The organism is Paenibacillus hebaui (genome assembly GCF_051934385.1).
Taxonomy (GTDB): domain Bacteria; phylum Bacillota; class Bacilli; order Paenibacillales; family Paenibacillaceae; genus Paenibacillus.
Window position 1 is genome coordinate 3,122,046 of record NZ_CP196836.1, and the last position, 12,845, is coordinate 3,134,890.

Sequence of the window (12,845 nt, forward strand, 5' to 3'; positions counted from 1 at the left end):
TAACGGCAAACAAATCTTCTATAAATTAGAGGGAGAATGTCTTAGCAGGTAGCAATTGAAATGGAGAAGAAAGGAGGAAGTTATATTATGACAGATGTTTCTAGTCAAAGAGTACATAAACCAGTCAGTTTCGGTAGTTGGATGCTTACGTTACTTCTATTGGCGCTTCCCATCGTTAACATCATCATGTTGTTTGTGTGGGCGTTCGGAAATTCGAACCCTTCCAAAGCCAATTATGCAAAAGCATCATTGTTGTGGATAGCCATTGGAATCGTGGTCTACATTCTTCTCGTAGCTTTAGGTTTAACAGCAATGCTTTCAGAAACCAATTACTAGGTTTGCGAAACGTAGCAGTATCGTAGCAATAATAGTAATAATAGCAACACAAGTCAAACCGCCGACAAACATGTCGGCGGTTTTTAAACATTCCAGTATTTTCTTAGGCCGCAGATGTCTTCTCTGCTTTTTGCAGAAGCTGAGAACGACGACCGAGCAGATATCCGGCCAGTGAGGCTAACATTTGCTGAAACACCATCCCTAGAACAACCGGAACAGCAACAGGAGGCGGAAAATAGGAAACAGCGAGTACTGCGCCTGCGCTAATATTACGCATGCCTCCATTGAACACCAGAGCGACCTGATCGGCCTCATTCCAGCCCAACAATCGGGCAATGAAGTAACTCAGAGCATAGCCGAACGACGCGAGGAAAATAATGATGACCGCAAGACCAGCCAACTTCCAGTTGAAATCGACCAAGTAAGGTGCAACGACAGATCCATTAATCGCGACCACGGCTGCCATAAACAATTTGGATAACGGATTTAACCTCGGTCCCCAGACCGGGACAATGGCGCCTTTGGTCCACTCATTCAAAAGCATGCCGAGCAGGGATGGCACAACAATCATCCAGAACAGACTGCTCATCATCGCCGATATATCCAGTGTCACGCTGGTGCCGATTAACAGAGATAACACTCCGGGTACCACGAAAGGTGCGAGCATAGTATCAATCAGAATGATGGACAGTGTTAGTGCAATATTGCCCCGGTAGATACTAACCCAGATGAAGCTGCTTATTCCTGTTGGAATCACGGCTGCCAGAACAAGGCCTGTTATCGTGTACGCATCTGTAGGGAAGACCAAATGACCCATACCCAGCGCAATTAGAGGCATCGCCAGATGCAAAATAAACAGACATACAAACAGGGGGAACGGCTTCTTCAGCACATTCACAAAATCCCGTATCCCAAGACTGATACTTCCAGCGAACGTCATGAACGCAAAGAGCCAAGGGGATAAAAAGGTATAAGAAGAAAGAAAACTCCCGCATAACACGCCAATAATAATGCTGCTTGGAGTAATTAGTGGCATGATGCGATTCAAGCGTTGGTTTAAAGCCTGAAGCATATTCATGACATCCTTTTACCGTATGATTCTCTTATTATACATGTTAATAACGCGGAATGCAGACCATTTGCAATGGAGTAGCCTGACCAGTTATCATGAGTGTGGAAGAAGTACTTCATTAATCAGAAGGGGAGATGGTCATGTTTAAACGGAAGAGAAAGCATACCTTGATGATGACAGGCCTCATTGCTTCAAGTATTCTTGTGATCTCGGCATGTTCTGTCGTGGAACAAGCGAATCAAAGTTTGAATTATGTAAGTGGAGCAACGGATTATATAGAACAAGTATCGAACGTCGGAACAGAGCTTCAGGAACTCGCATCAGGTGCGGTGAACAACCCGGAAGTGACAGCTCAGGTTCAGGAAAAAATCGATCAGATTCAAGCCGAAGCGAGTGAGTTCTCTCAGCTGAAGGCGCCAGCGATCGGAGAAAGTATTCATGAGAATCTGGTCAGTTATAATACGCAATTAACCGAAGTTGTAGATCGATTCGAGACCACGATTGCAGAACAGGGCTTTACGGCAGAAAATTGGGAGAAAACGGGGATTCCCGAACTGATCTCCAATATCAACAGTTTAAAAGATCCGCTGAGCGGGCTTGAGAAGGAATAAGAAAAATCTCTGCTTTAGAGCGCTGCCTGCCAAGTTAATCAAAGGAGACCTGCGTAATGTCTGAACACAATGGAAAAGTGATTATTATTACGGGCGGAGCAAGTGGCATCGGGAAAGAAACAGCGATTCAATTATCTGCACAGGGAGCAACCATCGTTGTAGCAGACTATAACGAAGAGGGTGCCAAACAAGTAGCATCGGAGCTCCAAGCCGCGGGCGGAACAGCTGGCGCCTACAAAGTGGATGTATCCAAAGGGGACGAGATCAAGGCCCTGATTGATTGGACAGTAGAGAAATTTGGAACACTGAATGGTATTTTTAATAACGCAGGTATTGGACTTGTGAAGCCATTTCTGGAGATGGACCCGGAATCCTATCACAGAGTCATTGATGTAGACCAGCACAGTGTGTACTATGGCATGTATTATGGTGCGAAAAAAATGGTTGAATTGAATGTGCAAGGTACCATTGTAAATACAGCGTCGATCTATGGAAGTGTAGCGGCAGTAGGCAGCTTCAACTACAATGCAGCCAAGGCAGCCGTCGTGATGATGTCCAAATCAGGCGCACTGGAACTCGCCGAGCATGGAATTCGTGTAATAGGTGTAGCACCTGGCTTTATCGAAACACCGATTCTGGGTGATGACAAAGCGATGAAGGATGCACTTGCTACCCAAATATGCGCGGAGAGCTTATCCAACCGGAGAAAGTTGCCAGCGTCGTTACATTCCTGTTCAGTGATGCTGCAAGTGCAGTGAACGGTACAACCGTTGCCGTAGACGATGGCTTCCTCAGCTTCAAAACCAAATAAGCAAGGCTTCTATGGAAATTCATTAGAAAAACAGAAAAAAACGGTGCTAAACGATTTATTCGTTTGGCACCGTTTTTTTTATTTTCAATATAGAGTAATCGTGGCCTATGTCATAGAAGTAGTTTGTCGAATCGTCCCGAAAATTCAGAGATCATGATACAATTAGCAAGGCTGTATCTTTTATCATTTTGTGGTGTCATAGACGATACGTACGCCCAGAGAGCCATAGCTCTCTTCTTTGTAGTGACATTGAGAGCAGCTTTTGGTAGCACATAATGCATCATTATGAACTTGTAATTTTTCGTTGCACAGTGGACATTTATTTTCAAAAAGAGTCTTGAACACGTTAAACATGCTTAATCACTCATTTCGGATTAATTTACTTGGTTTTCATTATAACTGATAATATTCGCCGTGTATACCACTTTTGAGTTGTATCGAAATGAGATCTATATTGCACGAAAGGAAGCGCATAACCGATGGATCTTCTGCTTTTTGTCATCATGTTTATACTGGGTCTGGTCGGTTCATTCTTCTCTGGTTTGTTGGGTATTGGTGGGGCCATTATCAATTATCCACTATTGTTATATGTTCCATCCCTGATGGGATTGGAGCCTTTCTCGGCACATGAGGTATCCTCAATTAGTATGTTTCAGGTTTTTTTTGCCTCACTGGCTGGTGTAATTGCATACCGCAGAAAAGCGGGAAATGGAACAAATGGTGGGGCTATCGTTCACCGCGAATTAGTGCTGTACATGGGCTCCAGTATTCTTGCTGGAAGTCTGATCGGAGGGTTGATATCCGGTTATCTGGACGGAAGGGTTATTAATCTGATCTATGGCATTCTGGCGATTATTGCGATTGTACTCATGTTGGTTCCCGGTAAGGGGAAGCTTGAGACATCAGATCCACTGGTGTTTAACAAAATGATTGCGGTAGGGGCTGCTTTTGCAGTAGGAATCGTTTCAGGAATTGTTGGTGCTGGTGGGGCCTTTATCCTTATTCCCATCATGCTGACGGTGCTCAAAATACCTACCCGGACCACGATTGTTTCTTCACTAGCTATTGTGTTTATCTCCGCCATTGGTGGTGTTGTTGGCAAGGTTACGGGTGGAGACATTCCGCTTGAACCTATCATTTATACGGTGATCGGGAGCCTGCTTGGGGCATCCCTTGGCTCTAGGGTCAGTTCAATGATCAATGTAAGCGTGCTTCGATATGGATTAATTGTGCTTATCGCCATTACAGCGGTGAAGGTATGGTCTTCCATTTTGTGAAATGACGTAAGTTTGTAGCATCCATGACGATTTCGTAACCAAAACGTTTGAATGCCGTATAAAGGTTATGAACATGAGCTGGCGGATTGGTTACACCATGAATTCACTCCGTTTTCGTCCATGGAGCACCCTCATACTCCTTTCATGGATACATGTTTAACATTAATAGAAGTTGAGGTATCCATCCTATGAATAACGTACTTACAGATCAGGCTGATGCTGGATATGGCCTGGCTGAGCAGAAGGCAGCTCAGTATTTTACTTCTCTTTATAAACAACTTATGGATAATACGTATACAACTGCACTTACGCAAGACATTCATTTATGGCAAAAAAAACACATTCATCGTTATTCCTGGCTATCTCTTATATCACCAAGGAAAAGAAAACCGGATTCCCGGGATGTTCATAGATATATCCAGTGGCTGAATGTTACGGGCAAGCTGGATGAATACCTGGATCGGAGTATTTCATACATTTATATGAGAGATCTGGGAAAGGCCCTAGATTCTCCAGATACCCAGGTCCGTATTCAGCGCGTTGCACAGGATACAAAAAAATACTTTATGCGCTCCAATACGACCAATCGCAAGGAACAGCCGGACTATATCAGTCCCACTGCGTTGTACCGGTGGGGGCAGAAGGAAAACATCGAAACGACGATTATCTGGGTGATGAACAAATTAAAAAACGTTGCTTCCAACATCCCGAAGGAGCTCGATGCAGAACAGGCACAGCGAAAACTCATCAAAATCATTCTCGGGGTTGTTCTGCACGTAGATGACGAAATGAACGATCAGACGCCACCTGAAGAACGTGCGCAGAGATTTGATGCGGCCATCAAACTCGGCTATTCCTACGGGTTAACGTATCCTTTTATTGACGATCTGCTTGATTCACAGGCGCTGACTGTGCAAGAGAAAGAACAGTATTCCCTTATGATCCGGGAGGCACTTCTTACCGGGAATGTGCCGGACATCGGAGAGTGGAACGGGTCCAACCTTGAAGTCATTCAATATGTACATTCCGAGCTTCGGGAAGCATTTGAATATATCAAAAACTATCAGCGTCCTGAGATGCAACGGACTTTTTTCGAGCAATCCTATGTATTCTTTCAGTCTCAGGAAACAGACCGTGCGAAGAAACTATCCAACGCGAATTATACCAATGAAGAACTGTATATCCCAATTATTATTAAATCCTCTTCCTCACGATTAATTGTTCGTTCTGTTCTGAGTGCTCCCATGGATGAAGGTTTTGATCTGCGGACATTCTATTACGGGATTTACAATCAGCTGGCGGATGATTTTGCCGATATGTTTGACGATATGGAGGAGGGGGCAGTGACCCCATACACGTACTATTTGAAGTATCGTGACCTGCGTCCCGATCTGATCAACCCCTATGAATTGTACTGGACGGTCATCTCCCATCTGATTCATGAGGTATATAACTCGGATGCCAAGACCCGTGAGGTCATTTTGGATCGTGCCATCAACGGACTTAAGCGCTGTAAAGAGCGGCTGGGTCATGACCAATACAACGAAGTGATGAATATTTTTGCCTCAGGACAACCCGAGTTCAATCGTCTGGTTCAACAGATGGTGCGAAAAGCGGATGATGTGGATTTCCTGGATAAATTGCTGCGGGATCAGGTCGTGCTTCAATTGAAGAATGACAAGCAGGAGAAAGAGGAGTTCCAGCAGACCATCCGAAAGGTTCGTGAACAAATCAATATTGAATTACAGATCTCTAAACCGAGTGGACTTCCAGAAATGAAAGAAACGCTTATTGATGCAGCTAATTACAGTCTGCAGGGGGATGGGAAAAGGCTAAGGCCCATATTAACCTGGGTTATGGGTGTGCGCGAATATGGATTGCATGAATCGTCGATCGTGCCGCTGTTGAGATCACTAGAGTACATGCATACAGCTTCCCTGATCTTCGATGATCTGCCGACCCAGGATAATGCTTCAACCCGGCGAGGACGCTCGACCCTGCATCAGATGCATAACAGCGCCACGGCAGAACTAACAGGTCTGTTTCTCATCCAGAAGGCCATAGGAGAACAATCCTCATTGGACCAGTTTGATGCGGCAACGGTTCTTACGCTCATTCGATATTCCGCTGAGAAAGCAGAAGATATGTGTATGGGACAGGCGATGGATCTGAATGCCAAAGGCAAATCGCTAACCTTGGAACAGCTGAACATGATTTGTTTTTACAAAACAGGCATTGCTTTCGAGGCTGCACTTGTGATGCCGGCCATTCTGGCTCAGGTGAAGGAAGTGGAGATTGCCTCCTTGAAGAAGTTTGCATATCATGCGGGTATCGCCTTTCAAATCAAGGATGATCTGCTGGATCTGGAAGGGGATCAACTTGTACTTGGTAAACCGGCTGGTCAGGATGTGCGGAACAATACATCAACCTTTGTGTCGATTCTGGGCGAAGACGACGCGAAGAAAGAGATGTGGAAGCACTATTGTCACGCGACTGACGCGTTGAACGATATGCCGAATCCGATTTCTTTTTTGAAACATCTGCTGGATTACATCATTGGACGGGAACGGTAACATTTTACCAGGACTAATCCCATGCTCAATGGGTTATACAAAATAAAACAAAGTTGCCTGGATTCCGTATTCTATAGAATTCAGGTTTTATTTTGGATATTCTGACACAAATCTTTAGAAAAAAAGATGTTTCAACAATTGCAGATTGGGGTACTAAGAAAATACTGTGTTATATACACCAAAAGGAGAGCTTAAGATGCAGGTTCAAAAGGTTGATCATCACGAATGGTTCGAGCAGATATATAATCAATCACCTATTGGGATTGCACTTGTTACTCCAAATGGCCAGTGGATAAAAGTCAATCCTGCTTTTTGTAATATGCTGGGTTATACAATGGAGGAATTAATGCTTCTTCATGATGAAGATTTAACACTTCCTGATGATAATACATTGGATTTGAGCAGTAAGCGGGACTTGTATGAAGGTAAAGTGAAGGAGATTGCATACGAGAAACGTTACATTCAAAAAAATGGTGATGTCACATGGGCATCGCTTCATATATCTTTGGCTTGGAATGAAATAACCGATGAGCCTCTTTATTTTATTTGTCACGCTGTCGATATTACGGATCGTAAAACAGCTGAACAAAAGCTTCGTCAGACGGAGAAAAAGTTCAAGCTCATCTCTGACAATGAACAGGATATCCTATCGGAGAGAAAGAAACACGAGACTATTAGTGCAGAGGCTGAACGGATAGCTATGATCGGCAGTTGGGAGTGGAACATGCTCAATGATCATATTTCAATGTCGGATCAGATCTTTGAGATATTTGAAATAGATCATCGGAAAACCTACAAAGCCAGCGAGATTTTTGCCTACATGGAGCCCTCAGAGGAACAACGGTTGAAGAAATGTCTCGAATCCGTGAACAAAGGAGTACCGCTTGATTATGAATATCGGCATACAACTTCAGACGGTAAGAAAAAGTATCTTCATCTGCGAGGCTTGATTACCTATGATGAAAAACAACAACCGATACAATTAAACGGAACATTGCAGGATATCACTGAACGCAAGCTTGTTGAATTCAAACTTCAGGAATCGGTGGAACGTTATACTTCACTCAAAAAATATAATCATGATGCCATTATTTCTTTTGACATGGATGGCAACATCATCAATGCTAACCCGGTAGCCATGAAAATGACGGGATGTCCGGTTGTGGAAATGATCGGGACAAGCATCCACAGGTTTATTGGACTTCATCATCTTGGACTTATCCTCAATGGCCATTATGAGATGGCGGAAAAAGAAATCAATGCCATTCAACATATCGATGGTTATGAGACAGAAGCATTAGCCACGCTTGCTCCCATCATCATTAATGAAAAAAACGTAGGCTTCTATCTGATTGCGAAGGATATTACAGAACAGAAAAAACTACTTGTGGCCAAAGAGACTGCTGAACGAATGAATCAGGCCAAAAGTGAATTTTTGGCGATGATGAGCCACGAGATTCGTACACCGATGAACGGGGTAATCGGGATGACCGATTTGCTCCTGGATACGCCTGGACTTAGTGCAGAGCAAAAGGAATACATTGAAATCATTCAAAAAAGCGGAGATTCTTTATTAGCCATTATTAATGATATTCTGGACTTTTCCAAAATTGAGTCGGGTAAAACCGATTTGATGGAGGACCCCTTTGATCTGAGGGAGATTGTCACAGAGACCGTTGATATCGTAAAACCAATGGTTCGGGAAAAGCAGCTCGATCTTCGTCTAAATCTGGATGAGGCGATTCCTACTCCTGTATTTGGGGATGCTTATCGTCTCAAACAAGTGCTTACCAACATCATCGGAAATGCTGTGAAGTTCACTTTGAAGGGCAGTGTGCATATTGAGGTGAAGGTTATTGGACAAGAATGTAATCTTGTTCAATTTCAATTCAAAGTGAAGGATACAGGGATTGGAATTCCGGCAGAGAAGAGAGAGCTTTTGTTTGAAGCGTTTTACCAATTGGAGAATTTCATGGCCCGCAAGCCTCAAGGAACTGGCCTTGGGCTAGCGATCAGCAAGAAGCTTATAGAGCTTATGGAGGGCGATATCTGGATTGAAGAATCCAGTGAACCGGGGACTACATTTGTTTTCACCGTTTCGTTTAAAACCAGCAACATGGAGGGAATCGGCAGTTATGATATGCATCAGAAAAAAAATAAGACAGATCTGCTACGGATTCTAATCGCGGAAGACAATGAGGTGAACCAGCTTGTTCTGCGCCGAATGATTGAGAAAAAAGGCCATCTTGTGAATGATGTGATGAACGGTGTAGAAGCTGTGGAGGCTGTTAAGCGAGATGGGTACGATATTGTGTTTATGGATGTACACATGCCTCGGCTGAACGGATTCGAAGCGACCAAAGCAATCAAGGAATCATTGCAACCAGATGAGTGTCCTTACATTGTTGCGGTTACTGCGAATGCAGTTAGAGGGGATATGGAAAAATGTCTTAAAGCTGGAATGGATGCGTATGTAAGCAAACCAATCAAAAGCGAATCCATTATGCAAGTGATGGAGGAGTTTTACAAAATGAAGAAACAAAAGAAACGTCTATGATTTTGCCAAGAAATAACGTCTCTGCGATTCGTTACACCTCAGACCTGTGCAAGTTAGAGCGAATAGCGTGTGCTCGTTACATTAGAACAAAATAACCTAAACAAGGGGTGTCCTTCGTCATGCTCATGACTTATGGGACAGCCCCTTCTTTTTGTGAAAAGCAATCCTCACTGCTGACTTTGATCCACAATTGAGAGATGTCCATATAACCGAATTCAGCTGTTTGCATACCGAAGATGCTTTGATCGAGCTGAGCGCGCTTGTTCATATGACAACCATGCAAAATCCAGTTATTCTCTCGTAGCATTTTTTCAGCTTCATCTAACAACGCTGAACGTTCTATTCTGGGCAGTTGGGCGAAATCATCCAGTTTTTGATCCAGTATAGATTGCAGATCGGGAGTCATGCACATATGAAAATGATTGGACAGGTTTTTGAAAAAGTGAATCATGCCATATTGCCAGTCTTCCTCCAGAATCTCTTCAGCCATGATCAATTCGGTATTTATCGTTTCTTCGACATGGATATTATCCGAGGGATACATGGCAAGGCGCAGGCCAATGACTTGTGCACGCCGCTGAAACCACTCTGCCGCTTTTGAATCTTTGTTCAAGGTATACGATAAGGCAATGGTTTCACCTTGGTACCCACTGCTATGTAGCAACTCACGGGCGTGTTCAAGCGAGGATTCTGTCCAGTCCTGCTTTGCACTTTTCCATGGCAAGAAGCTGTTTGCTGGTGTAATTCGATTACCGCCCAGATCCCTCACAAGTGCCACGGAGTCATATACCATCCTCAGCGCTTGACGAAATTTCGGATGATGGTGGACACCTTCCTTGCGAAAATTGAAGAGCATATACTGGCACCCAAGCGCTGGATAATTAATACTGTTTGTATTGTAATCGGTTGATGGCAGCTTCAGACGAGATGTTCCAGGAAGTTCATAGTATCGATCATTCGGACCCAGGTCGGGAACAAACCAGATTTGTACTTGATCGAGATGCGGACGAATGCCGTAATAAGCATCGAATGCGCCCAGCTTAAGTGCATCTTCATTTATTTCTGTAATTTGAAAGGGACCCGTGCCCACGAGCTGTTTGGTTACGTCCACATCAAAGGGAAGAATCGTCATTCGTATACAGCTAAACAGATGCAAAAAGAAGCGGTTGGGGCGACGGAGTACAAACCGGATACAATAATCGCCAGCAACTTCGGCACGTTCAATATCTCGATATAGCCAGTTGGACGGACTGGCTACATCACGCAATCGCTGTAATGTGGCTTGTACGTCCTTAGACGTCATTACACGTCCATGGTGGAAACGCACCCCTTTGCGAAGATAGAAGATCCATACGGTGTGATCTTCGCTGCACTCCCACATATGTGCCAGATCTGGCTGGAATAAATCGGATTTGGCATCATAAGTGATCAGTTTATTGCCTACCTGACCGAGTAAGTAGGTTTCAAAAGCCGTATATACAAAAGCAGGGTCCAGATTACCCAGTCTGCGTGATCTCATCATGCGCAGCACATCTTGACCGGAGGCTGTTTCAGCATGACTGTGGAAGCCCAATTGTTTATTTAACGAATGAAGCAGACGTTCCCGAAGGGCCTCATTCTTCTCAGTAGTGCCAATCAGCTCAATGGCTTCTTTCATTCTGCCTCTGCCAATGAGCTCCAAAAAGCTCTCCTCCAACGCTTCATTGATTTGGCGCAGCAGCGTCAGTTCCGAACGATGTCCTCTGCCGAGTCCAGCTTGCCAGTGAATAAAACCTTTGTCCTCCAGCTTCCGCAAAATGAATTTTACGTTTCGTGGAGTGCAACACAAGGCAGCAGCCAGTCTGTCTATGGTTACTGGAACAGGCTCGTATAGTCTGAAAGAAAGCTCCTTTGCTGTTGCCAGGCGTATATAATGGGTTGTTGCGGTATCCATGTATATGTACTCCTTTCTAAAAGGTGAAATGTCCCTTCGTTTTCTTACACTTTTATTTCCCCCTTTAATCCATACAATTATACATAAAGAGATCGAGAAAGACAGCCTCTGAGACAAAACAACGAGAACAGGAGAAGCATACGCATGAAGCAACATTTACAACAAATTCACCCATTGGCATGGACCATTATTATTGGAACCATGTTTGGACGTCTCGTTACATCCATGAGCATCCCGTTTTTATCGATTTATCTTACTCAAGTGCTGGGAGCTACACCTACACAGACTGGATTTACCGTCGCAGTCAGTTCTCTGGCGGGAGTGATGGTCAGCTTTTATGGAGGCTATATTTCTGACCGAATCGGGCGTAAAATCGTCATGCTGGTCTCTGTATTCGGATGGGCATGCGTATTTTTCATTTTTTCAGGAGCTGAGCACTTATGGGTATTCTTTCTCGCCAATACGCTTAACGGATTATGCCGGGCTGTGTTTGAACCAACTTCGCGAGCACTTTTATCAGATATTACCCCTCCACAACATAAGTTGCTTGTATTCAATCTCAGATACGCGGCCATCAATCTGGGCGTTGTATTCGGACCGATTATCGGACTTCAGCTCGGTTCAGCACAATCCACGTTTCCATTTATGATCTCGGGCTTGGTATATATTGTTTATGGCCTGGTCTTGTTCCTTCAATTCCAATCGCAACGTGGAAAGCTGCCGCAACACACCCAGGTCACCGCGCCGCGTTTGCGTGATGCTTTGGCCACTACGGGCCGTGATCGTGTGTTTTTGCCGGTACTGATTGGAACTACCTTTTGTGTACTCGGTTACGGGCATTTCGGCTCGACATTAGCCCAGTATGTGACGCAAAATCCACTCTTCGAAAATGGAAGTCAGCTGTATTCCTACATGCTTTCACTCAATGCATTGACTGTACTTGTGGTGCAGTATCCGGTCGTGCGGATAGCCAGCAAATTTCCACCTGTTGTGCCGCTGATTGTTGGCAATCTAATGGTCGCTGCAAGTCTGTTGCTGTTTGGAATGGCCGGAGGAATCATGCTGCTGATGATCAGTGTCATTTTGTTCACGGTGGGGGAAGTGTTGATGTTCACAATGATGGACATGCTCATTGACCGGATCGCCAAGCCGGAATGGAAAGGAACATATTTCGGTACGATTGGATTCAATAATATGGGTAACGTAATGGCACCGATTGTGGGAGGGCTGCTATTAACTCAATTTGGAGCGGGAAACGGTCTTTCCGTCTTTGTGCCACTCGCACTTATGACTGCACTGGGCTTACCTTTTCTTATAATGGCACACACGCGGCTTATCGCCAAGGAAAAGGAAGCAGAACGATTGGAAGCGACTGTTTAGCTTAAGAACATAAAATGAATGTGGAATGAAGGAAATAACATTTAAGTTAATATTATCTTGACGTATAATGATCAAGCGAATACAATAAACAACAAATATGTGTAACGGGTGGGATGATAATTATGTTTATGCCAGGACAGATTTTGAATAGATAACTGAATAGGCATGAGCATAGTGACACTAATCCATTTTTTAAATGTAGCGTTTGGACAGTCATGTTTGTGCACCCTGTCGTGGACGCTCTTCATTATTGCGATGCAGAGGAGAAACCCGGAAACGCTTTTTATTCCATACG

8 protein-coding genes and 1 pseudogene are annotated in these 12,845 nt (G+C 44.2%); 7 read left to right on the plus strand and 2 right to left on the minus strand.

Annotated features, from left to right (window positions below):
* The first annotated feature begins 87 nt into the window (after nt 1-87).
* On the plus strand, nt 88-336 hold the full coding sequence (locus ACR32F_RS13855; protein WP_440119244.1) for a hypothetical protein: 249 nt from the start codon (nt 88-90) through the stop codon (nt 334-336).
* Between the two features lie 103 nt (nt 337-439).
* On the opposite strand, the gene ACR32F_RS13860 is transcribed toward ACR32F_RS13855, so the two are convergent.
* Nucleotides 440-1,408, minus strand: a complete 969-nt coding sequence (locus ACR32F_RS13860; RefSeq protein ID WP_440119245.1) for a bile acid:sodium symporter family protein — start codon at nt 1,406-1,408, stop codon at nt 440-442.
* Nucleotides 1,409-1,548: 140 nt separating this feature from the next.
* On the opposite strand from ACR32F_RS13860, the gene ACR32F_RS13865 reads away from it, so the two are divergent.
* The 5 genes and pseudogenes from ACR32F_RS13865 (at nt 1,549) to ACR32F_RS13885 (ending at nt 9,237) form a co-directional block, all read left to right on the plus strand.
* Nucleotides 1,549-2,019: a DUF6376 family protein gene (locus ACR32F_RS13865; RefSeq protein WP_440119246.1), complete on the plus strand. Its 471-nt coding sequence runs from the start codon at nt 1,549-1,551 to the stop codon at nt 2,017-2,019.
* Nucleotides 2,020-2,075: 56 nt separating this feature from the next.
* Nucleotides 2,076-2,830, plus strand: a pseudogene (locus tag ACR32F_RS13870) (SDR family NAD(P)-dependent oxidoreductase).
* A 479-nt stretch (nt 2,831-3,309) separates the two neighbouring features.
* Nucleotides 3,310-4,107: a sulfite exporter TauE/SafE family protein gene (locus ACR32F_RS13875; protein ID WP_440119247.1), complete on the plus strand. Its 798-nt coding sequence runs from the start codon at nt 3,310-3,312 to the stop codon at nt 4,105-4,107.
* A gap of 188 nt (nt 4,108-4,295) precedes the next feature.
* Entirely contained in the window at nt 4,296-6,680 is a 2,385-nt protein-coding gene (locus ACR32F_RS13880; RefSeq protein ID WP_440119248.1) for a polyprenyl synthetase family protein, read from the plus strand.
* Between the two features lie 196 nt (nt 6,681-6,876).
* A complete protein-coding gene (locus ACR32F_RS13885; RefSeq protein ID WP_440119249.1) occupies nt 6,877-9,237 on the plus strand; it encodes a PAS domain S-box protein in 2,361 nt (786 codons plus the stop codon).
* 130 nt (nt 9,238-9,367) lie between these two features.
* On the opposite strand, the gene ACR32F_RS13890 is transcribed toward ACR32F_RS13885, so the two are convergent.
* Entirely contained in the window at nt 9,368-11,170 is a 1,803-nt protein-coding gene (locus ACR32F_RS13890) for an ABC transporter substrate-binding protein (protein ID WP_440119250.1), read from the minus strand.
* A gap of 144 nt (nt 11,171-11,314) precedes the next feature.
* On the opposite strand from ACR32F_RS13890, the gene ACR32F_RS13895 reads away from it, so the two are divergent.
* Entirely contained in the window at nt 11,315-12,550 is a 1,236-nt protein-coding gene (locus tag ACR32F_RS13895) for an MDR family MFS transporter (protein ID WP_440119251.1), read from the plus strand.
* Nucleotides 12,551-12,845 lie beyond the last annotated feature (295 nt).